This window comes from Burkholderia cenocepacia (genome assembly GCF_014211915.1).
GTDB lineage: Bacteria > Pseudomonadota > Gammaproteobacteria > Burkholderiales > Burkholderiaceae > Burkholderia > Burkholderia orbicola.
Genome location: NZ_CP060039.1, coordinates 2,364,504 through 2,388,062, shown reverse-complemented (window position 1 = coordinate 2,388,062; position 23,559 = coordinate 2,364,504). Strand labels below are relative to the sequence as shown.

Genomic DNA, 23,559 nt, shown 5'->3' with positions numbered 1-23,559 from the left:
CGGCTCGACGAGGAAGCTGGAATCGGCGAGCGGCTCGTTTGCAAAGGACAGCCACGTCAGCCGCACCGGCGCCGCGCACCCCCACCCCCGTCACGGCAACCGGAAAGTGTCAAAGAACGTATCGCGCTCGATCACCGTGAGCGCCGCGCGCTTGTGCGGGAAATCGAATTCCTTCAGCGTGTAGAAGCCGAGCCGGTGCATGTACGCGATGTGCCGCACGTGATCGACCCGCGGCTCGCCGACGAGCCGCTGCGTGCGCGGTTCGTCGACGAACATGTAGTGCAGCACCCCGCTCCACCACGCATGCAGCTTGCCGGCGCTCTGGAACCGCGAGTCGCCGATCAGCAGGTGCAGCCCGCGATCGTAGTCGTGCGCGTCGTAGAACGGCGCGAGGCGATCCTCCTTCGCCCAGTAGAACTCGAAATAGCCGAACGGCGTGTCGTCGAAATAGCCGATCATCGGGTGCATGTGCGGATCGGCCAGCCGTTCGGCCAGATACGCCGCGTGCTCGTCGCGCGTGCCGCGCTGATCCCAGAAATGCGCGACGCGGTCGAGGTTCATCCAGCCGCTGAAGAGATCCGCGTGTGCGTCGATGTCGACGGTGCGCAGGCTGAACGTCATCCCGACCTGCGGCATATGGCGCGCATAGATCTCGCCGGCCGGCGACGGCGGCCGCACCGGATGCCGATGGCCGTTCGTGATCGCGTAGCGCAGCGGCATCCCGCCCGATGCGCTCGCCTTCAGCCACGGCCGCGGGTTCTGCCAGAACGTCGTGCGCGACACGGTGAGCCGCAGCGTGTCGCCCGCGACCTGCGCGCCGTCGATCACGCCTTCACGCACCGCACGCGTGACGTACGAGGCCACGGCCGCCGCATCGGCGCCGCCGCGCGGCACCGTGATCGTCGCCGCGTCGTGCCGCGTGTCGGTGTTGAACAGCGCGACGAACGTCGCGAGCAGCGCGTCCGGCGCGTCGTCGGGCCGCCAGGCATCGAGCGCATGCTCGACGACGGCCGCCGCTTGCCCGTGCGCGGCGCCATCGAGCGCCGCGGCCACTTCACCTTCGACAGCGTCGGCGACGCCGGCCGGTTTCGTCAGCGTGTCTTGCATCACAATGCTCCCGCGTCGTGGCGGTCGGCGAGGACGTGCAGCCCACGCTCGAGCGCCGGAAACAGGCTGCGCTGGAAATTGTTCCAGCGCAGTTCGAGAATCGTGTCGTCCGGCGCGATCGGCGTGTCGAGCACGTCGCAGATCACCTCGCCGGAATCGATACCGTTGTCGACGTAGTGGAACGACGCGCCCGTCATCGTCACGGGTTCGATCGACGACGTCGCGCCGGTGACCCAGTCGACCCGCTCGCCGCGTGCGCCGTGCAGCGCGTCGAGCGTCGCCCACGCGCCGCGCCGCTGATACGGCGAGTCGTCGGCCGTAATGCCCGGATGGATGTTCGCGATGCGCCGATGAAAACGCGCGCCCGGCCGCACGAGTTCGTCGAGGATCACGAGCAGCCCGTCGAGCACGACGAGGTCGGCATCGAGTTCGAGCAGGCGCTCGAGCAGGCGCCGCTCGAATGCCTGTTTGCCGGCCACGCGCTCACGCGCGTCGCGCGGCAGCCGCCGGTACGTCGACGGGATCGAACAGAACAGCGCGTCGACCGGCCGGCCTTGCACCGTCAGGCCTTCCGGCAAAATCCACGGGCGGCCCGGCGTGCGCGCGAACCCGTAATCGGCGACTTTCGCGCGGTCGGCGGGCGAGCCTTCGTCGTCGTCGACGATCACGCCCTGGAGCGTATAGCGTTCGCCGAGCGGCGAATCGTTCAGGCGCTCGACGAGGAATTCGAGCGGCGCCTTCATGTAGCGCGTGCCGCCACGATAAGCGACCGGCTGGCCGGCACGATCAGCGGCGCCGTTGCGCAGCGACTGGATGTAGACGAGATTTTTCTTCGGCATGGAGGCGTCGTGGAAAAAGCGGACGAAGGCGCCGCGGCCGGCCCGCGCCGGCCATGAAGGCCGGCCGGCGAGCCGCGGCGCGCGACGTCACCAGTTGTATTTCGCGGTCGCGATCACGGTGCGGTCGGTCCCGAAAATGCAGACGTTGTTCGACTGGCAGCCGCTGATGTAATGGCGGTTGAACAGGTTCGTCCCGTTCACGGCGAAGCGCCAGTTACGCGTGTCGTAATGCAGGCCCGCGTCGAACAGCGTGACGCTCGATACCGTCAGCGAGTTGTCGGCCGCACCGGCCGACGCGCTCTGGTAGCGAATGCCGCCGCCGAGGCCGAAGCCGGCGAGCGGCCCCGTGTACCACGTCCAGTCGGTCCACAGCGACGCCATCTGGCGCGGCCGCGGAATGTCGACCGGCCAGTTGTTCAGCGAGACGTCGTTGGCCTGCACGTTCTTCACGTCCTGATAGACGTACGACGCGATCACCGACAGGTTTCGCGTGACCTTGCCGGTCGCGCTCAGCTCGATCCCGCGCGAGCGCACTTCGCCCGTCTGCACCGACTTCGTGCCGGTCGGGTCCTGGCTCGGCAGCGCCGACGTGAGCACGTTGGTCTGGTTGATCTGGTAGATCGCCGCGTTCAGCATCAGGTTCTTGCCGGGCGGCTGCCAGCGCAGGCCGGCTTCGATCTGCTTGCCGCGCGTCGGCTGCGGCAGCCCGCCGCCGACCAGGTTCACGCCGATCAGCGGATTGAACGACGTCGCGTAGCTGACGTACGGCGACAGCCCGTAGTCGCCCTGGTACGTGAGGCCGACGCGGCCGGTGAACGCCGTGACGTCGGCCTTCGTCGACGTACCGGCCGCGCGGTCGTCCATCCGCATGTTGACCCAGTCCTCGCGGCCGCCGAGCGTCAGCGTCCAGCGGTTCCACTTGATCTGATCCTGCGCGTACAGGCCGAACGTGTTCATCGTCGTGTACGTGTTGGTGCGGAACGTCGCGTCGGGCGTGAACACCGCCGTCGTGACGGGCTGGTAGACCGGGTTGTAGATGTTCAGCGGCGGCGCGGCGGCGAGCCATTCGCTGTCGGTCGCGGTCTGGCGGTTGTACTGGAAGCCGAGCAGCAGCGTGTGCTGCAGCGGGCCCGTCGCGAAGCGGCCCTCCAGGTTGTTGTCGATGTCGAAGCGGCTGTAGTTCATCTGGAACACGCCGGCCCAGCGCGACACGTCGGTCGTGCTGCCCTCGACGAAGCCGTTGCCGAACACCGAGCCGTTGTCGAGCGACAGGTGCATCAGCCGCGTGTTCTGGCGGAACGTCCAGGCCGGCGTCAGGTTGCGCTCGAACTGGTAACCGACCGACCACTGCTTCTTGCGGTAGTAGTTGAAGTTGCCGTCGCCTTCGTAGACGTCCTTGTTGATCTGGCCGTTCGGGTTCGGCAGCACCGTGCCTTGCGCGGGCAGGAAGTTCGACGAGATGTCGCCCCAGTCCTGCAGGTAGGTCGCGGACAGCGTCAGCGACGTATCCGCGTCGGGGCGCCAGCGGAACGACGGCGCGAGCGCGACGCGCTGGTCGTTGTTCGGGCCCGTCAGCGCGTTGCCGTCGCGCGCGACGCCGACGAACCGGTACGCATACTTGCCGTCCGGGTCGAGCTTGTCGCCGACGTCGATCATGAACTGCTTGCGCGCGTAGTTGCCGATCTGGACGCCCGCTTCGCGCACGCGCTCGCCGTCGGCGAGCTTGGTGTGCACGTCGATGATCGCGCCCGGATCGCCCGCGCCATACAGCACCGAGGTCGGCCCGCGCAGCACGCTGATGCTGTCGATCATGTACGGATCGACGCGCCAGCTCGCGAGGTTGATCGTGTTCGGCACCTGCAGCCCGTTCACGTAGGCGGTCGGCGTGAAGCCGCGCAGCGCCGCGTACCAGTCGGAGCGGTTGTCCGACCCGTACGACGAGAAGCCCGGCACGTAGCGCAGCGCCGCGTTCACGTCGGTGGCGCCGGTCATCTCGATCTGCTGCGCGGTAACGACGTTGATCGTCTGCGGGATCTCGTTGAGCGGCGTGTCGGTCTTGGTGCCGGTCGTGCTGCGTTTCGCGACGAGCCCGACCGTGCCGTCGCCGGCCGAGGCCGCGTTGACGGTGATCGCCGGCAGCGTGCCGTTTTGCGCGCTGGTCGACGTCGTCGCCGTCGCGCCGGTTTGCGCACTGCTGGCCGACGCCGTGGCGCCCGCGTTCACGGCCGGCGCCGTCTGGGCGTATGCGTGCCCTGCCGCCGCCGTACCGAACGCCACGCTTGCCGCGGCTGCGATCGCACGCAAACGCGTGCCTGTTGCCCACTCCATCTTCTTCTGCTCCACTTTTTTCATGCGGTCTCCGACCGCGCCTTTGTCAAAGAGCGAAAGCCATGCGGCTCGCGCTCACCCCGTCGTTCGGTCGTTTTTCATGCGTGGTCCGGGCCGCGCCTTCGTCATGCGCGGGCGCGATCCCGTCTTCGAGCGACGCGCAGATTTCGTCCGCGCGGCGCGCCAGTACCGACAGCAGCGTGTCGGACAGGCCGTGGCTGTCTTCGCAGCAGCCTTGCAGGTAGATGCGCGGCGCGAAGTGCTCTGGCGTCGCGAGCAGGTAGTCGCGTGTGACGTCGCCGCGCGTGAGCGCATCGCCCAGATGCGGCGCAAGCCCTTCGAGCAGCGCCGAATGCGTGTCGCGGCGGTAGCCGGTCGCGAGCACGAGCGCATCGAAGCGCTCGACGCGCGTCGCGCCGCTCATCCGGTCGCGCAACGTCAGCTCGATGCGGCCGTCGGCGGTGCGCACCGCGGCCTCGATCGCGCTGTTCGCGAGCAGCGCATGACGCGGCGTGCCGTCGATGCGCTGCAGGTACAGCATTTCGTAGATCTGCTCGATCAGCGGCCGGTCGACCACCGCATAGTTCGTGTCGCGATAGCGTTCGAGCAGCGCGCGGCGCGCGTCGTGCGGCTGCGCATAGACGACGTCGGTGAATTCGGGGCTGAAGATTTCGTTGACGAACGGGCTGTCGTCGGCCGGCTTCAATGCGCCGGCACGCATCACGAGGTTCGCGTCGACGTGCGGGAAACGGCGTGCGAGGTCGATGAACACTTCGGCCGCGCTCTGCCCCGCGCCGATCACCGCGACACGGCGGCGCTCGCCGTCGGGCGACGCGACGAGCCGGTCGATGTCGGTCAGGTACGACGACGAATGGATCACGCGGTCGCGGCCGAGCGCGGCGAACGCATCGGGAATCGCCGGCGTGCCGCCGACGCCGACCGACAGCGCGCGCGTGACGCGCTGACGCTCGTGGCCGGCCGCATCGCGCGACAGCACGCGCAGCGCGTCGATCCTCGCGCCGTCGCCGCGCACCGGTTCGATCCCCAGCACGGTCTCGCTGTAATGGACGCGATCGTCGAACGCATCGGCCACCCAGCTCAGGTAATCGTGGAATTCGACGCGGGTCGGATAGAAGTTCTTCAGGTTGACGAATTCGTTCAGCCGGCCGCGTTCGAACAGATAGTTGATGAACGTGTAGCGGCTTTTCGGATCGCGCATCGTGACGAGATCCTTCAGAAACGAAATCTGCATCCGGCAGTCGTCGAGCAGCATCCCGCGATGCCAGCCGAATTCCGGCTGACGCTCGATGAAGCAATGGGCGAGCGTGTGCGCGCTGCTGCGCTCCGCGAGGCGCACGGCCAGCGCCAGATTCGACGGCCCGAAGCCGACGCCGATCAGGTCGAATACGGTTTCTCTCTGCATGTCTCAGCTTCCTTGTCGGTGAATCCGGCCCGTCAGACGTGACGGCCGGAGAAGAACGTCTCGCGCAGCGTGCGCATCCACAACGGCTGCGCGTCGGCCAGCGCGAGACGGCGCTGCCGCGCGAAGCCATGCCGCGCGAGATGGTCGGCAACCCGCGTGTGGCCGGCCGGAACGGCACAGCCGACCGCTTCGGTACGCAGGTCGTCGAGAAACAGGTAATGCACGACGGACGGCAGCCAGCCGGCCACGCGATGCGCGCCGCGCCAGCGCGGCTCGCCGACCAGCATCCGCAGCCCGCGGTCGTAGTCGCCCGCCGCGACGTGCGGCCCGAGCGCGTCCTCCTTCAGCCAGAACACCTCGAAATACGCGAACGGCTCGCCGTCGAAACAGCCGACCAGCGGCGTCACGTGCGGATCGGTTTCCTGCGGGCCTTCCGTGCCGCGGGGCGCGGGCTGCGCGCCCGGCCAGCCGTCGCGCACGCGCGGCTCGTCGAACCAGCGCACGAGTCGGTCGGTGTCCTCCGCCGGCTGCCAGCCGCGCAACGTGAAGCGCACGCCGAGCGCCGGCAGATCGCGCGCATAGACATCGCCGCGCGGTGCGGGCGGCCGGCGCGGATGACGCCGGCCGTCGGTGATCGTTGGCAGCGTCGCGCACGGCAGAGGCGGGTCGACGCGCCACAGGTCGGCCTGTTGCGCCCAGCCGTCACGCAGGCAGCGGCCGCCGTCGGCGAGGACGCCGCTCGCGCGCAGCGCATCCAGCGCGACGGCCGGCCATGCGGCCGGGTCGAGCCGGATCGCCGCGTGGCACGCGCTGTCCGAAAACGCCGCGGCCAGGGCGGCCAGCAGCGCCCGTCGCTGGTCGGCCGGCGCCGCTCGATGGTTGTACGCGACGAGGCGCAGCGCGCCGTCGTCGCCGAGCTGCGCGCGCAGCAACTGCGCGCCGATGCCGTCGCCCTGCGCGACGCGGATCTCCACGCCGTCGCGCACGGCGAACAGGCCGTCCGCGAACGCGAGACGGTAGGTATCGAGCATCGTGAATCCGTCCGGACGCACTTCAGCCAGCATGGCGCGCCTCCTGCCCCGTTTCCGCGTGCGCATCGAGCCGCGCGCCGAGGGCCGCGAGCGTCGGTGCCGCGAACACGTCGGCCACCGTCAGCGCATGGCCGGCACGGCCGGCCGCGTCGACGAAGCGCACGACGTCGAACGACGTCGCGCCGGCTTCGAACAGGTCCGCATCGGGCTCGGGGGCGGCCGTCGCGAACGTGTCCGACCACAGCGCGGCGAGCACGGCGGCGGCAGGCGAAGGCGTTGCGTTCGGCCGGGTCGCGCCGTTGGCGCGCGCGTCGAACGCAGTGTGCTTGGCTGCGTGCGCATCCGGTGCACCCAGCGCCGCTTCCGACGCACCGGCGAAACGCGCGACTTCGTCGTGATACAGATCGACGAGCGCCTCGACGAAATCGCGCGCGAGCAGTTCATCCGCATACGAAAACGCGGCGCTCACGCGGCCGTCCGGATGCTCGACGACGTCCAGTTCCAGCGTGAACACGACGCGATGGCGCACGTCGTCGAATTCGGCCAGCGACAGGCCGGCCCAGTCGCGTGCGGCCGCGCCGGTCGGGCGCAGGTAGTTGAACATCACCTGGAACAGCGGATTGGCCTGCGCGGCGCGCGGCGCGCGCAGCGCGGCGACGACGTCGGCGAACGGCACGTCGGCATGCGCATACGCGGCGAGCGCCGTGTCGCGCACTTGCGCCAGCACGTCGGCGCGGCGCGCGGCCGGGTCGATCCGCGTGCGCACGACGACCGAGTTGATGAAGAGGCCCAGCGCGGTACGCGCCGCGTCGCCCGTGAGCTCGCGCGTCGACGCGAGCACGCCGACCGGCTGGTCGGCCACGCCCGTCGTGCGGAACAGTGCCGTGTTGAGCGCCGCGTGCAGCAGCATCGGCAGCGTCGCGTGCGAGGCCGACGCTGCGTCGCGCGCGGCGCGAATCAGCTGCGTATCGAATTCGAACGCGATGCGGGCCGCACGCCATTGCGGCACGGCCGGCGCATCGGTGCGCTGCGGCAACACGCGCGACGGCAGATCGGCGAGCGCATCGCGCCAGTACGCGACGCGCGCCGGATGGCACGGCGCGGGCAGCACGAGCGGCTGTGCGGCCGGTTCGACTGCTTCGTCGACCGGGGCGGCGCCGCGCTGCACGCGGGCGACATAACGGGCACGCACCGCGTCCAGCCACAGCTCGATCGATTCGCCATCCGACACGATGTGATGGATCGTCACCGACAGCACGTGATCGTCCGCCCCGAGCCGCAACACGCGGGCGCGCCACAGCGGCGCGTCGGCCGCGAGGTCGAACGGCGCGAGCGCATCCTCGTCGGTCAGCGCGGCCGCGCGGGCCAGCACATCGGCGTGCGCCGACAGGTCGATCACCGGCAGGTCGACGGCAACGTCTGCGTCGATCCGCTGGCCCGGCAGCGCGCCGTCGCGTGCGACGAGCCGTGCACGCAGCGCCGGATGCATGGCTGCCGCATCCGCGAACGCGGCGCGCAGCGCGTCGACATCGAGCGGGCCGCGCACACGCAGCGCGACCGGAATGTTGTACGCGGCGCTGTCCGGCTGCGCACGCCACAGGAACCACAGGCCGAGCTGCGCGGGCGACAGCGGCCACACGCCGTGCGCGTCCGGTTTGGCCACCGCGACGCCCGGCGCCGTGGCGCCGGTATGTGCGGCGCGCGGCGCATCGGCCACCTGCCGCGCGTATTGCGCGAGCACGGGCGCCTCGAACAGCGCGCGCACCGGCACGTCCCGGCCGAGCCGTTCGGCCACGCGCGTCGCGACACGCACGGCGGCGAGCGAATGACCACCGAGATCGAAGAAGTGGTCGCCGCGGCCGACCCGCTCCAGGTTCAGCACGTCGCACCAGATCGCCGCGAGCGCGGCTTCGTCGCCGTCGTGCGGCGCCTCGTACGCACGTTCGACGCGCACCGGCGCCGGCAGCCGCGCACGGTCGACCTTGCTGTTCGCGTTGCGCGGCAGCGCGTCGAGCACGATCAGTTGCGCGGGCACCATGTAATCGGGCAGCGTGCGACGCAGATGCGCGTCGAGCGTCGCGGCTTCGACCGGCTGCGCGGCCGCCTGCGCCTCGGCGGTCAGCTCGACGTACGCGACGAGCTGCGCGAGCGCGCCCTGCCCGTGCACGACCGCGCAGGCTTCGCGCACCGCATCGTGCGCGGCGAGCTGCGCTTCGATTTCGCCGAGTTCGATGCGCAGGCCGCGCAGCTTCACCTGGTGATCGACGCGGCCGATGAAATCGAACACGCCGTTCGCGCGGCGCCGCACGAGGTCGCCGGTACGGTACAGTCGCGCGCCCGGCGCGCCGTACGGATCGGGCACGAAGCGCTCGGCGGTCAGCGCCGGACGGTCGAGGTAGCCGCGCGCGACGCCGATGCCCTCGCCGCCCAGGTACAGTTCGCCGATCACGCCGACCGGCAGCGGATGCAGCCGAGCGTCGAGCACGTGCGCGGTGCGCGCGCCGACCAGCGTGCCGATCGGCAGATACGCGGCGTCGCCGAGCTTCGCGAGCGCGTCGCCGGGCCGGAACATCCACAGCGTCGGCGTGATGACCGTTTCGGTCGGGCCGTAACCGTTGACCATGCGTACGTTCGGCAGCGCGCGGCGCAGCATCGCGAACGCCTCGCGCGACGTCGCCTCGCCGCCGACGGTCAGCGAACGCAGCGTCGGCGGTGCGCCGTGCGCAAGCGCCCATTCCGCGAGCTGGGCCGCGCAGCCGGGCGGCACGTAGGTCATCGTCACCCCGTCGCGGATCATCATCGCGCAGGTCTGCGCGGGCGGCCACAGCACGTCGGCCGTCACCGACACGGCGGCGCCCGACATGTATTGCGAAAACCAGCCTTCGTGCGCGCCGTCGAAATTCACCGACTGGAACAACAGGAACACGTCGTTTTCACCCGCGCCGTAGCGCTCGGCGATCGCCGCGCAATGCAGCGCGAACGACGCGTGGTCGACGATCACGCCCTTCGGCTTGCCGGTCGAACCCGACGTGTAGATCGCATACGCCGCGTGACCGGGCAGCACGTCCGGCAGCGCGACGTGCGCGGCTTCGTCGAGCGCGTCGATTGCGTCCGCGCGCCAGATGCGCAGTTCAGGCAAGTCGGGCAGCGACGCGGCGCTCGCGGCGTCGGTCAGCACGTGCGCGATGGCCGCATCGCCGACGATCTGCGCGAGCCGTTCGCGCGGATGCGCCGGATCGAGCGGCACGAACGCGGCGCCCGACTTCAGCACCGCGATCAGCGCGACGAGCAGATCGACCGAGCGCTGCAGCGCAACGCCCACGCGCATCTCGTGCCGCACGCCGGCCGCCACCAGATGGCGCGCCAAACGTGCGGCACGGGCATCGACTTCGCCGCGCGTCAATGCGCGGTCGATATCGGCGACGCCGCGTGCGTCGGGCCGCGCGTGCGCATGGGCGGCGATGCGTGCATGCACCGGTACGAACGGCTCGGCCTCGGTCGCGCCCGCCGGCGCGTTCCATGCGAAGAGCTGTGCGCGTTCGTCGGCAGGCAGCCAGTCGAGATCGCCGATCGGCAGATCCGGGCGCGCGAGCGCGTCGGTCAGCAGCGTGACGAAGCGCGCGGCCAGCCGCGTGATCGCATCCGCGTCGAACAGGTCGAGCGCGTAGATGAAGGCGGCGTCGAACGTGCCGTCCGGCGTCGCTTCGACGGACAGCGTCAGGTCGAATTTCGCGGACGGCGTGCCGGACGGCAGCAACGCGGCCGACGCCGCGCCGAGGGCCGGCAGCGCGCGGCGTTCGCCGTACGCGGCCATCACCTGGAACAGCGGATGGTGGCTCGCGCTGCGCGGCACGCCGAGCGCATCGACCACCTGCTCGAACGGCACGTCCTGGTGCATCTGCGCGTCGACGAGTGCGCGCTGCGTACGCGCGACCAGCGACGAGAAATCGCCGTGCGCGGGCACGTCGACGTCGATCGCGAGCGTGTTGACGAAGAAGCCGATCAGGCCGGCGACTTCCGCGCGCTCGCGGTTCGCGGCCGGCACGCCGACGCAGATCCTGGCGTCGCCGGTTGCGCGCGCCAGCAGCGCATCGAGCGCGGCGAGCAGCACCGCGAACGGCGTCGCGCCGGATGCGGCCGCGAATGCGCGCAACTGCGCACCGATACGTGCGTCGAGCGAAAACACATGACGCGCGCCGCGCGCACTGCGACGGGCCGGCCGCGCGGTCGCGCCCGGCAGCGTCAGCACGCCGCGCTGCGGATCGAGCCGTTCGCGCCAGAACGCGAGCTGACGGTCGCGCTCGCCGGCATCGAGCCAGCGGCGCTGCCACAGCGCGTAGTCGGCGTACTGGATCGGCAGCGGCGCGAGCGGCACCGGCCGGTCGGACGCATACGCGCGATAGAACGCCGCGAGTTCTTCCAGCATCACGCCCGACGACCAGCCGTCCGACACGATGTGATGGACGGTCAGTGCGAGCCAGTGATGCGTCGCGTCGAAGCGGACCAGATGCGCGCGCACGAGCGGCGCCGTGCCGAGATCGAACGGTTCGGCTTCGTCGGCCGTCGCGACGGCTTCCGCGCGCGCTGCGCGCTGCGCGTCCGGCAACGCTTCGAGATCGGTTTCGCGCCACGGGCAGCGCAACGGCGCGTGGATCGTCTGCGCGACGCCGTCCTGCGCTTCGTCGAAGGTCGTGCGCAGCGCCTCATGGCGCGCGATCAGCGCATCGCACGCAAGACGCAGCGCATGCCCGTCGAGCGGGCCCGTCAGCGCGAGGCGCTCGGTGATGTGATACGCGTCCGGCGCATCGATCAGCCGCGCGTGCAACCACAGCCGCGTCTGCGCGAACGATGCCGGCACGCGGTCGCTGCGCGGCGTGCGCGGCGGGATCGGCAGCACGCGGAAGTCGATGCCGGCCGCGCCGAGCTTGTCGATGAAGACCGCGCGCTGCGCGTCGGGCAGTTGCGCGAAACGCGTCGCGAGCGCCAGCCAGTCGGGTTGAACCTTCGTCATCCGTCGTCCTTATTGGGTTTCCAGTTCGCCGAGCAGCGCGTCGATCGCGCTCGCCGCATCGGTCGCGCCGCGTGCCGCGCAGGCCGCGTCGATCGCTTCCGCGCAGCGCGCCAGCGTGCGCGTGTCGAACAGCGTGCGCAGCGGCAGCGCAAGCCCCCAGTGCAGGTTGGCCTGCGCGTGGGCCTGCGTCGCGAGTAGCGAGTGGCCGCCGAGCAGGAAGAAATCGCCGTCGCGGCCGATCGCGTCCACGTGCAGCACGCGTTGCCAGATGTCGGCGAGCGCGCGTTCGGTGTCGGTCGCGAGTTCGACGGCTTCGGTTGCTTCACGCACCGGCGCGGGCAGCGCATGGCGGTCGCACTTGCCGTTCGGCGTGACGGGCAACGCGTCGAGCTCGATCAGCTGCGACGGCACCATGTACGCCGGCAGTTGCGCACGCAGTGCGTCGAGCAGGGCCGTACGGTCGAGCGGGCCGGCGTCGCCGCGGGCGACATAGCCGATCAGTTGCTCGTCGCGCACGATCACGACCGCATCGTTGACACCCGGCGCCGCGCGCAGCAGCGCCTCGATCTCGCCCGGCTCGATCCGCTGGCCGCGCAGCTTCACCTGCGTGTCGACGCGGCCGAGGTAGTCGAGCGCGCCGTCCGCGCGCCGTCGTGCGAGGTCGCCGGTGCGGTACATGCGGGCGCCCGGCACGAACGGATCGGGCACGAAGCGCTCGGCGGTCAGCGCAGGACGGCCGAGATAGCCGCGCGCGAGGCCCGCGCCCGCCAGATACAGTTCGCCGGTCGCGCCGGCCGGCACCGGCTGCCATGCGGCGTCGAGCACGTGCAGTTGCAGGTTCGCGATCGGATGACCGATCGGCACCGCGACCGCATGCGCGTCGTCGGGGCCGCAGGTCCAGTGCGACACGTCGATCGCGGCTTCGGTCGGCCCGTACAGGTTCACGAGCGTCGCGTTCGGCAGCAACCGCGCCATCTTCGCGACGAGTTCGGGCGCCAGCGCCTCCCCGCTCGCGACGATCAGGCGCACGCTGTCGCATTGCGCGGCGGCCGAGAAATCGTCGAGATGCGCGGCGAACGCGGCAAGCATCGACGGCACGAAATGCAGCACCGTCACGCCGTGCGCGTGGATCGCGGCGGCCAGACGGGCTGGGTCGCGGTGGTCGCCGGGTGCTGCGATCGCGAGCTTCGCGCCGATCGCCAGCGGCCACACGAATTCCCACACCGACACGTCGAAGCCGAACGGCGTCTTGTGCAGCACGACGTCGTCGCGCGTCAGCCGGTACGCATGCTGCATCCACGCGATCCGGTTCGCCAGCGCGCCGTGCGTGTTGCCGGCACCCTTCGGCTTGCCGGTCGAGCCGGACGTGTAGATCAGGTACGCGAGCTGCGCGTCGTCGATCGCCGCGGTTTCATCGGCGATATCGCCCGCTTCGTCGGCCAGCAGATCCGCGACCGTCAGCAGTTGCGTGTCGGCGCCCTCGCCCAGCGCGGCCTCGACTTGCTCGCGCAGATGCGCCTGCGTGATCGCGACGGCCGGCCGCGCGTCGCGCAGCAGGTATGCAATGCGCTCGGCCGGATAGTCGGGATCGACCGGCAGATACGCGGCGCCGGCCTTCAGTACGCCGACGAGCGCCATCACCATGTCGAACGAGCGTTCGACGCATAGCGCGACCGGCGTGTCGGGCTGCACGCCGCGCCGGCGCAGCGCGGCCGCGATGCGCGACGTGGCGGCGTCGAGTTCGCGGTAGGTCGCGCGCTGCACGCGGCCGTGCGCGTCCGCATACTCGAGCGCGATCGCGTCGGGCGTCGCCCGTGCCGCGTCGGCGAATTGCAGATGCAGCGGCTGGCGTTGTTCCATCGGCCAGGTCCGTGCGGTGTCCTGCGCGCGCACCAGCGCGTCGCGGGTCGCCTCGTCGGCGATCGACAGCGTGCCGAGCAGCGCGTCCGGCGTGCGGGCCAGCGCATCGAGCGCGCAAGCGAACGCGCGGTGCCAGGTCTCCACCTGACTCGCATCGACGCGAGCGGTGTCGTAGCCGTAGTCGATCGTCAGTTCGGCGCCGCTCTCGATCACGAGCGTCAGTGCGAAATCGGTCGCTTCGATGCTGCGTACGCCGCTCAACGCCAGCGCGTGCGGATCGGCGTCACGCGCGGTGTCGTCCACCGGATAGTTCTCGAACACGACCAGCGTGTCGAACAGTGCGCCGCCCGACCCGCGCGCCCAACGCTGGATGTCGGCGAGCGGCGTGTGTGCGTGTTCGGCGGCCGCCGCGTTCTCGCGTTGCAGCGTTTGCAGCCAGTCGGCCGCGCGTTGCTGCGGCGCCGGCGCGGTGATGACCGGCAGCGTGTTGATGAAGAGACCGAGCACCGAGTCGACGTCCGCGAGCGCGTCGGGGCGGCCGGCGACGGTCGCGCCGAACGCGACGGCCGGCTGGTGCGTCATCCGCTGCAGCGCGAGCGCCCAGGCGCCCTGCACCAGCGTGTTGACGGTCAGCTTCAGCGCGCGGGCGGTCTGCGCGACGCGCGCCGTCGTGTCGGCATCGAGCGTTGCGCGCCACGTGACCATCTCGGCATCCGCGCGGTCGGCCGTGCGTTCCGCGATCAGCGTCGGCGCATCGAGCCGTGCCAGGCGCCCGGTCCAGAAGCGCTCGTCGGCATCGCGGTCGCGCGTGCCGAGCCATGCGATGAAATCGCGATAGCGCAGCGCCGGACGGCTCGCGAACGGCGACACGGCGTCCGGGTCGCGGTAGTCGCGCAGCACGTCGGCGAGCAGGCGCGCGGTGCTCCAGCCGTCGAGCAGCACGTGGTGACGCGTCCAGACGACCCGCCACGCGTCGTCCGTCACGCGGATCAGCGTGAGCCGCATCAGCGGCGGCTCGCGCCAGTCGAAACCGCGCGTGCGGTCGGCCGCGAGCCATGCATCGAAATCGGCATCGAGCGTGTCGCCGCGCGTGCGCCAGTCGAGCTGTTCGACCGGCATGCGCGCGTGACGATGCACGCACTGCAGCGGCGCGGCTTCGTCCGGCATCACGCTCGTGCGCAGGATGTCGTGACGGGCGACCGACGCGTCGAACGCGGCCGCGAGCCGGTCGGCGTCCAGCCCGGTGGCGGTCGCGACGAGCTGGTTCACGTAGCTCGCGTGGCCGGGCGCGAACAGCGCATGGAACAGGATGCCCTGCTGCATCGGCGACAGCGGATACACGTCGTCGATCGTGCGCCAGTCGAGCGGCGCGCGTTCGATCGCGGCCTGCGTGAGGCCGGCGGCCTGCGCGAGCGGGAAATCGCCCGGCGTCGCGCCGGCGCCGCGATGCGCGACGCGTGACGCACATGCATCGACGAGTTCGCGCAGCGCGGTGGCGAAGCGTTCGGCGAACGCATCGATCGTCGCGCGTTCGAATTGCGGCGCACCGTAGACCCAATGCACCTTCAGCGTGCGCGCGCCGTCGCCGTCCGTGTCGAGGTACGCATGAATCGCGAGCGCGTTGCCGAGCGGCCCTTGGGGATCGCGCTCGACGCCGGTGCCGCCGAAACGCGGCACGAGCGTCGCATCGCGCGGCGCGTCGAACTGGCCGAGATAGTTGAACGTGACGCACGGACGCGGCACGGCAGCCAGCGCCGCACGCGTGGCCGTATCGCCGAAGCGCGCGAGCACGCCGAAGCCAAGCCCCTTGTGCGGCACCGCGCGCAGCGTGTCCTTGACCGCGCACAGCGTGTCGCGGGCCGTCGCTGCGACCGGCAGCGTCACCGGGTAATGGCTCGTCAGCCAGCCGATCGTGCGGCTGGCATCCGCGTCGTCGAACAGCGCTTCGCGGCCGTGTCCTTCCAGTTCGACCCGGCACGATGCGGCGCCGCGCGCGCCGGCCAGCGCCAGCGCGAGCGCCGCGCCGAGCAGCTCGATCGTCTGCGTGCGATAGGCCGCATGTGCGTCGGTCAATGCGGCACGGGTCAATGCCGCGTCGATCGTCTGCACGACGACGCCGGCATCGGCGTTCGTCGCCGCTGCGCCGGGGTGATCGGGCACGATGTCGTCGCCCTGCGCCATGCCGGCCCAGTAGGTGACTTCACCTGCGAACGGCGACGCCGGTTCCGTTGCCGCGCGGGCGAGCCGGGCGGCCCATGCGTCGGCGCGCAGGCCCGGCTGCGACAGGCGGACCGGCGTACGTTCGCATGCCGCGCGGTAGGCGCCGTCGAGGTCGTCGAGCAGGATGCGCCACGACACGCCGTCGACGATCGCATGGTGAATCGCCAGATAAAGCCGCGTCGAACCGTCCGGCAGCCGTGCCGCGCACGCGCAGGCGAGCGGCCCGTTGCCGAGGTCGAGACGGCGTTGCAGCGCGTCGAAGCGTGCCAGCGCGTCGGCTTCGTCGCGTGCGGCGACTTCGACGAACGGCAGCGCGTCGTACGGCTTCGCCGCATCGCTCGCGTGCCACGTGCCGTCCGCGCCGCGTGCGAAGCGCTGGCGGAATGCGTCGTGATGCATGAGCAACGCGTCGAATGCGCGTGCGAATGCATCCGCGTCGAACGCGCCGCGCACATCGAACGACACCGATTGATTCCAGTGGCCGCGGTGCGGGATATCGAGCGCGAAGAAGCGTTGTTGTGCGGGCGTCAGGATCGGAGTGGCGGCCGGCGTGACCGTTGCAGGCGCAACCGCAGGGTTCGAGGCAACTGCCGTGTCATCCGTTTTCGCGATCCGCGCGAGTTCGGCGACGGTCGGCCCGTCGAACAGTTGCTTCGGCGTGAAGCGCACGCCGCGCTTGCGGGCACGGGCGATCACCTGCAGCACGAGGATCGAATCGCCGCCGAGTTCGAAGAAATTGTCGTCGCGGCCGACCTTCGGCGCCTTCAGCACGGCCTGCCAGACGTCGGCGAGCACCGTCTCGACCGCGCCCTGCGGCGCATCGCTGGACGCGACCGCGACCGGCACCGCTGCCAGTTCGCGCAATGCCGCGCGATCGATCTTGCCGTTCGCCGTCACGGGCAGGCGCATCAGCGCGACGAACTGCGCGGGCACCATGTAATCGGGCAACGTCGCGGCGAGCGCAGCGCGCACTGCCGCTTCGTCGAATGCCACGCCGTCGCGCATCACGACGAACGTCGCGAGCCGCAGGCGGCCGTCGTGCTCGATCGCGAGCGTTTCGGCCTGCGCGATCGGGCCGGCCGCGCGCACGGCGGCGCTCACCTCGCCCGGCTCGACGCGGTAGCCGCGAATCTTCACCTGATCGTCGATCCGGCCGAGGAATGCGAGGCGGCCGTCCGTGCGCAACCGCACGCGGTCGCCCGTGCGATACAGCCGCGCGCCGGGCGTGAACGGATCGGGCACGAAGCGCTCGGCGGTTTGCGCGGGGCGGCCGAGGTAGCCGCGCGCAACGCCCGGCCCGCCCAGATACAGCTCGCCGGTCGCGCCGGCCGGCACGCACGCGCCGAACGCATCGAGCACCAGCGCGCGCGCATTCGGCAGCGGCAGGCCGAGCGGCACGCCGCTCGCGGGATCGCGCGCGTCGGCGGCAATCGACGCCGTGTCGCACGCGATCGCGCCGACGGTCGCTTCGGTCGGCCCGTAATGGTTGATCACGCGGCAGGCCGGCGCGAGCGCGGCCAGGCGCGCGACGAGCGCCCACGTGAGCGTTTCGCCGCCCGTCACGAGCGCGTGGCGCGGCAGCACGTCGGCCGGCACGCGCGCGTCGAGCAGCGCTTGCAGATGGCTCGGCACGATCTTCAGCACGCCGACTTCGCGGCGGCGCATTTCGTCGGCGAACAGGTCCGGATCGAATGCGCACGCAGCCGGCAGCAGGTGCAGCGTGCGGCCCGCGCACAACGCGCCGAACAGCGTCGTGTGGCCGAGATCTGCCGCGACCGTCGAGACCATCGCGAACGATGCGTCGGGCGCGAACGCGAGTTCGTCGAGCATCCCCTGCACGTAGTCGGCCAGTGCGCCGTGCGACACGACGACGCCCTTCGGCGTGCCGGTCGAGCCGGACGTATAGATCAGGTATGCACCCTGTTCCGGGTGCGGCGCGACGCGCACGCCGGCCGCGTGGGCGAGCGTCGCGTCCTGCGCCAGCGCGTCGACGTCGAGCGACTGCGCGTCGAGGCCGGCCGGCCATGCGGCCGGCTCCGCGACGAGCGCCCAGCGCGCGCCGCAGTCGGCGGCGGCCGCGGCGAGACGCGCGGCCGGCTGCGCGGGGTCGAGCAGCACGGCCAGCGCGCCGGCTTTCAGCGCGCCGAGCAGGCCGACGACGAACCGTGTCGAGCGCTCGATGCAGACGACGACGGCCGCTTCGGCGGCCACGCCGCGTTGCGTGAGCGCCCGTGCGATGCGGTTCGATGCGTCGTCGAGTTCGGCGAACGTCAGCGAAATCGATGCGTCGGAAAGCGCGACGCGATGCGGATAGGCGGCTGCCTGCCGCGCAAACGCGGCGACGATGTCGGCATGCTCGATACGCAGCGCACGGCCGTCGCGCGGCTGGCGCGACGCAGCCGACGCATCGCACGGCAGCGCGGCCGTCGTGGCGTGCGGTTCATGGGCGGCGGACGCGACGAGTGCCGCATAGCTGTCGAGCCACGCACGTGCGGTGTCGGCCTCGATGCAGTCGGTCGCATAGGCCGCGACCAGTTCGATCCCGTTCGCGTCGTCGGTGAAATCCAGCGCGAAGTCGAAGCGCGCGGCGAGATCGGGCCCCGGCGTCGCGACCGCCGTCGCGCCCGGCAGCACGCTGTCGTGCCGTGCGTCGAACTGCTGCGCGAACTTCACGCGCAGCCATTCGTCGCCGCGCTTGACGGGTGGCTTCACCGCGTCGACGACGCGCTCGAACGGCACGTCCTGGTGCGCGACCGCGTCGAGCGCCGCGGTGCGCGCCGCATCGACGAGCGCACGGAACGGCAGCGTCGGCGCCACGCGCACGCGCAGCGCGACCGTATTCAGGAACAGACCCAGCAATGCGCGCGTTTCAGGACGCTGGCGATGCGCGACCGGCACCGCGACGACGACGTCCGTTTCGCCGGTCAGGCGCGACAGCCATGCGTCGAGCGCGGCCAGCAGCACCGTGAAGACGGTCGCCTGCGCGTCGCGTGCGAGTTGCCGCACGTCGGCCGCGACCGCATCGGGCAGGCGCACCGATACACGTGCGCCATGCAGCGTGCGCGTGGCGCCCGGCTGGCGGTCGACCGGCAGCGCGAGCGGGCCCGGCACGTCCCGCAACGCATCGCGCCAGTAGTCGAGCTGACGCTCGCCCTCGCCGCCGGCCAGCATGTCGCGCTGCCAGTCCGCGTAGTCGGCGTACTGGATCGGCAATGCGGGCAGCGACGGTTCGCGGCCTTCGGCATACGCGCGATACGCAGCCGACAGTTCGTCGAACGCGCAGCGCGAGCTCCAGCCGTCGGTGATCGCGTGATGCGCGGTCAGCAGCAGGCGGTGCCGGTCGTCCGCGAGCACGACCAGCGTCGCGCGCAGCAGCGGGCCGCGTGCGAGGTCGAACGGCACGGCCGCGTCGCGCTCGGCGAGGCGCGCGGCTTGCGCATCGCGGGCGGCCTGCGGTTGATCGCGCAGGTCGACCGCGGCGATCGATACCGGCAGATGCGCGTGAATCCGTTGCATCACGACGCCGTCGTCGTTGTCGACGAGCGTCGTGCGCCACGCTTCGTGACGGCCGATCACGTGATCGAGCGCGCGCTGCAGCGCGTCGCGGTCGAGCACGCCGTCGATCGTCCAGTGTGCGGCGATGTGATACGCGGCGCTGGCGTCGCGCGTTTGCGCGAGCACCCAGAAGCGTTGCTGCGCGAGCGATGCCGCACGATCGACGTACGGCGCGTCCGATGCGGCAGCATCGGCCGGCGTGCGGCGCGCGGTGATCGTGACCAGCGGTTCGCTGGTTTCGCGTTCCGCGCCATCGACCGTGTCGGCCAGCTCGGCGAGCGCCGGATCGGCGAACAGCGTGTCGAGCCGCAGGTTCACGCGCACGGCGGCACGGATCGCGGCCTGCAACTGCATCGCGGCGAGCGAATCGGCACCCAGCGCGAAGAAACGATCGTCGCGCGACGGCATGACGTCGAGACCAAGCAGCGTTTGCCAGAGGCCCGCGATCTGCTGTTCGGTCGGCGTGCGCGGCGCATCGCCGGCGGCTTGCGACGTGTCGCGCGCGGCGGCAATCCGCTCGCGCAGCGCGGCACGGTCGAGCTTGCCGTTCAGCGTGTACGGCAGCGCATCGCAACGCACGAACCGGTGCGGCTGCCACGCGGCCGGCAGTTGTGCGGCCACGTGCGCCTTCAACGCGGCATCGTCGGCCGTCGCGCGCAGCGCGACGCACGCGATCAGCCGCGTCGGCCCGTTGGCGGTGTCGGCGATCACGGCCGCGTCGGCCACGGCCGGATGCGAGCGCAGGCACGCGGCGATTTCCGCCGGCTCCACGCGTACGCCGCGCACCTGGACCTGATCGTCGAGGCGGCCCAGATAATCGTATGCGCCGTCGTCGCGCAGGCGTGCAAGGTCGCCGGTGCGATAGACGCGCGCGCCGGGTTCACCGTCCGCATCGGGAACGAACCGTTCGGCCGTGAGCGCCGGGCGGCCGTGATAACCGCGTGCGACGCACACACCGCCGAGCAGCAGTTCGCCCACTCCATCGGCATCGGCGTCGTCGATGCGTGCGACCCGCGGGCCGATCACGCGACCGATCGGCAGCGACGCATACGCGTCGTCCGCGGCCAGCGCCGGTGTCTCGCCCGGCTCGACCGGCCACAGCATCGGCGAGATCACGGCTTCGGTCGGCCCGTAACCGTTGATCAGGCGCACGGCCGGGAACGTGCGGCGCACGAATTCGAACGCCTGCTGCGGCAGCGCTTCACCGCCGAAAGCGAGCACGCGCAACGCCGGCGGCACGCCGTCGCGCGCGGCGACGGCCGCGAATTCGCGCAGGTAGGGGGGCGGAAACGCGGCGACGTTGACCGCTTCGCGCACCATCAGCGTGTGAGCGTCGACCGGCGCGAACGGCTGCGGCGGCGCCACGACGATGCCGGCGCCGACCGCGAGCGGCGCGAGCCAGCATTCGTGCGCGGCGTCGAAGTTGACCGACGCGAAATGCAGCAGACGGACGCCGGCCTCGATCGGCAGCGCGGCCGCGAGCGCGTCGCAATGCGCGGCGAGCGGCCCGTGCTCGACGACCACCGCCTTCGGCGTGCCGGTCGAGCCCGACGTATAGATCATGTAGGCGGCCGACCGCGGATGCACGGCCACGGTATCGTCATCGAACCCGTGATCCTGCGCGACGCCGGATGCTTCGGCCGTCACGTCGAACACGTGTTCGAATGGTGTGCCGAGCGCCGCGCGGCCGGCGGCGTCGACGATGCCGTGCCGCAGTTGCGCGTCCTGCACGATCCAGTCGAGGCGCGCGGCCGGATGACGCGGATCGAGCGGCACGAATACGCCGCCGGCCTTGAGCACGGCCAGCAGCGCGACGAACAGTTCGCCCGAACGCTCGACGCACACGCCGACCCGCACTTCGGCGCCGACGCCGGCCGCGCGCAGTTGCCGGGCGAGCTGCGACGCACGCGCATCGAGCGCACCGCGCGACAGCCGCAGGTCGTTCTGGAAAGGCACCGCGATGGCGGGTGCGTCGGGCGCGACGCGCGCCAGTTCGCGGATTCGGTGATGCAGCGCAGTCGGGAAACTCGTCATGTGCATGAAGTCCTTCGGTCCGGCCGCTTCGGCCAAGTCTCGGGGCCGCTTGGGGCGGCTTCACTGGTGTGACGAACGGCGCGGCCGATTTTTTACCGTTTTGCGCGCAAAGTACGTGCGGCCGCTTTTTTTGCCGATGGGACTAAATATTTGCGCGGCCCGTTCGTCTATCAGGGAGGAAAGCCGGAATGGGCTCGCCCCGCCGCTTTCGCGTCAGATTTGCCGTTTCCGCGTTATTGCCTGCCTTCCCTTTACCGACGTTGCCGATGACAGCCGCCCACGAGCCTTCTTCCCCGCCGTCCCTCGACGCTTCCCCCGGCCGCCCCGCGGCGCGCCTGATCCTTGCGCTGCTGCGCGAAAGCCGCGTGTCGCTCACGCTGGCGCTCACCGCATGCGTGCTGAACGGCGTCGCGAGCGTGCTGCTCGTCGCGACGCTGAACCGCGCGCTGTCGCAACCGGGCGCCGCCGACGCGGCGCTCGCGTGGCGCTTCGCCCTGTGCGCGGTGATCGCGCTCGTCACGCGGATCGTGTCGGGCACGCTGTTCGCCCGCCTGTCGCAGGACACGATGGCGCGCTTGCGCGTGCATCTGGCGCGGCGCGTCGGCGCGGCCGAGCTGCGCGACATCGAGCGGATCGGCGCGGCGCCCGTGCAGTCGGTGCTGACCGACGACGCGACCAACGTGTCGATGCTGTTCTTCGCGCTGCCGAACCTGGTCATGCACGGCTCGATCGTGTTCGGCTGCCTCGGCTATCTGGCGTGGCTGTCGTGGCCCGTGTGCCTGCTGGCGCTGGCCGCGATCATCGCCGGCTCGCTCGGCTATCACACCGGCGATCGCCGCGCGATCGCGGCGCTCGAAGCCGCCGGCCAGGCGCAGGACCGCCTGTTCGGCTATCTCGGCTCGCTGTTCTCCGGCGCGAAGGAGCTGAAGCTGCACGACGCGCGCGCCCGCCAGTTCGTCGACGGCCAGCTCGGCGCCGCGATCGGCGAAGTGCGCGACCACCGCCGCCGTGCGTTCAGCGCGTATGCGGTCGGGGTCGGCTGGATCATCTTCCTGTTCTACGTGTTCCTCGGCGTCGCGTCGTTCTGGCCGCAGCTCGGCGTGCATGCCGATCCGGCCACGGCGGCCGGCTACGTCGTCGTGTTCCTGTTCATGCTCGTGCCGCTCGACGGCCTGCTGAACAACCTGCCGACCGTCAATGCGGCGCGCGTGTCGCTCGGGCGGATCGAAGGCGTGATGGCCGAATTCGGCGCGCTGCGCACGGTGCCGCCCGCGGCCGATGCGCCCGACGTGCCGCCGGCCGGCGCCGTCACGCTGCGCGGCGTCACGCACGCGTATTTCCACGAACGCGACGAACGGATGTTCAGCATCGGGCCGATCGACCTGACGATCAAGCCGGGCGAGCTCGTGTTCATCGTCGGCGGCAACGGCAGCGGCAAGACCACGCTCGCGAAGGTGCTGACCGGGCTCTACGAGCCCGAGCAAGGCACGATCGAGGTCGACGGCCGCACGATCGGCTGGCGCGAGCGCGCGGCCTACCGGCAGCGCTTCAGCGCGGTGTTCAACGATTTCCACCTGTTCGATGCGCTGCTCGGCATCGTCGACCCCGACGATCCGTCGCGTGCGCAGGCCGATGCACGGGCGAACGCGCTCGTCGCGAAACTCGCGCTCGATCACAAGGTGAAGGTGGTCGACGGCGCGTTCTCGACGCGCGCGCTGTCGACCGGCCAGCGCAAGCGGCTCGCGCTCGTCGTCGCGTACCTGGAAGATCGCCCGTTCTACCTGTTCGACGAATGGGCGGCCGACCAGGACCCGTCGTTCAAGGCCGTGTTCTACGAGCAACTGCTGCCGGAGCTGCGCGCGCGCGGCAAGGCCGTGATCGTGATCACGCACGACGACCGCTACTTCAACCTCGCCGACCGTCTGCTGAAGCTCGACAACGGGCGCATCGTCAGCGATACGCAACCGGCGCGCCTGCGTGCGCAGGATGGCGTCGATGCGCTGAGCGCGTAACCTGACGACAGTCGATAAAAAACCGCCGGCACGCTGCATGGGCAGTGTGTCGGCGATCGTCGTTTTCAGCGGGGAATTCAGCAGCTGACGTGTGGCGAAAATGAAAGGCGGAAGCCACGCGTCGTCGTGCCGGTCACGA

At 70.9% G+C, this 23,559-nt stretch carries 8 protein-coding genes; 1 reads left to right on the top strand and 7 read right to left on the bottom strand.

Annotation, left to right across the window (positions count from 1 at the left end):
• Positions 1-90 precede the first annotated feature (90 nt).
• From SY91_RS11375 to SY91_RS11345, 7 genes are all read right to left on the bottom strand, one after another.
• Positions 91-1,107: a GNAT family N-acetyltransferase gene (locus SY91_RS11375; protein WP_023478206.1), complete on the bottom strand. Its 1,017-nt coding sequence runs from the start codon at positions 1,105-1,107 to the stop codon at positions 91-93.
• Entirely contained in the window at positions 1,107-1,946 is an 840-nt protein-coding gene (locus SY91_RS11370; RefSeq protein ID WP_006476042.1) for a formyltransferase family protein, read from the bottom strand. Before SY91_RS11370 ends, SY91_RS11375 begins: the two co-directional genes overlap by 1 nt.
• An 87-nt stretch (positions 1,947-2,033) precedes the next feature.
• The gene (locus SY91_RS11365) at positions 2,034-4,298 is read right to left on the bottom strand and encodes a TonB-dependent siderophore receptor (RefSeq protein WP_023478129.1); all 2,265 of its coding nucleotides are present in this window, start codon (positions 4,296-4,298) and stop codon (positions 2,034-2,036) included.
• Positions 4,299-4,320: 22 nt separating this feature from the next.
• Positions 4,321-5,697, bottom strand: coding sequence for a lysine N(6)-hydroxylase/L-ornithine N(5)-oxygenase family protein (locus SY91_RS11360; protein ID WP_006476044.1), 1,377 nt, complete (start codon positions 5,695-5,697; stop codon positions 4,321-4,323).
• 32 nt (positions 5,698-5,729) lie between these two features.
• Positions 5,730-6,761 carry a GNAT family N-acetyltransferase gene (locus tag SY91_RS11355; RefSeq protein WP_034174140.1) on the bottom strand — a complete coding sequence of 344 codons (1,032 nt, stop codon included), beginning with the start codon at positions 6,759-6,761 and terminating at the stop codon, positions 5,730-5,732.
• On the bottom strand, positions 6,751-11,739 hold the full coding sequence (locus SY91_RS11350) for a non-ribosomal peptide synthetase (RefSeq protein ID WP_185920912.1): 4,989 nt from the start codon (positions 11,737-11,739) through the stop codon (positions 6,751-6,753). The genes SY91_RS11355 and SY91_RS11350 overlap by 11 nt, the downstream gene beginning before the upstream one ends.
• A gap of 9 nt (positions 11,740-11,748) precedes the next feature.
• Positions 11,749-21,408: a non-ribosomal peptide synthetase gene (locus tag SY91_RS11345; RefSeq protein WP_185920911.1), complete on the bottom strand. Its 9,660-nt coding sequence runs from the start codon at positions 21,406-21,408 to the stop codon at positions 11,749-11,751.
• Between the two features lie 266 nt (positions 21,409-21,674).
• On the opposite strand from SY91_RS11345, the gene SY91_RS11340 reads away from it, so the two are divergent.
• Entirely contained in the window at positions 21,675-23,420 is a 1,746-nt protein-coding gene (locus tag SY91_RS11340; protein WP_023478040.1) for a cyclic peptide export ABC transporter, read from the top strand.
• Positions 23,421-23,559 lie beyond the last annotated feature (139 nt).

Bases quoted from the DNA above. Each gene is read 5' to 3' on its own strand.
- SY91_RS11375 (WP_023478206.1), bottom strand. From the start codon at position 1,107: ATGCAAGACACGCTGACGAAACCGGCCGGCGTCGCCGACGCTGTCGAA.
- SY91_RS11370 (WP_006476042.1), bottom strand. From the start codon at position 1,946: ATGCCGAAGAAAAATCTCGTCTACATCCAGTCGCTGCGCAACGGCGCC.
- SY91_RS11365 (WP_023478129.1), bottom strand. From the start codon at position 4,298: ATGAAAAAAGTGGAGCAGAAGAAGATGGAGTGGGCAACAGGCACGCGT.
- SY91_RS11360 (WP_006476044.1), bottom strand. From the start codon at position 5,697: ATGCAGAGAGAAACCGTATTCGACCTGATCGGCGTCGGCTTCGGGCCG.
- SY91_RS11355 (WP_034174140.1), bottom strand. From the start codon at position 6,761: ATGCTGGCTGAAGTGCGTCCGGACGGATTCACGATGCTCGATACCTAC.
- SY91_RS11350 (WP_185920912.1), bottom strand. From the start codon at position 11,739: ATGACGAAGGTTCAACCCGACTGGCTGGCGCTCGCGACGCGTTTCGCG.
- SY91_RS11345 (WP_185920911.1), bottom strand. From the start codon at position 21,408: ATGACGAGTTTCCCGACTGCGCTGCATCACCGAATCCGCGAACTGGCG.
- SY91_RS11340 (WP_023478040.1), top strand. From the start codon at position 21,675: ATGACAGCCGCCCACGAGCCTTCTTCCCCGCCGTCCCTCGACGCTTCC.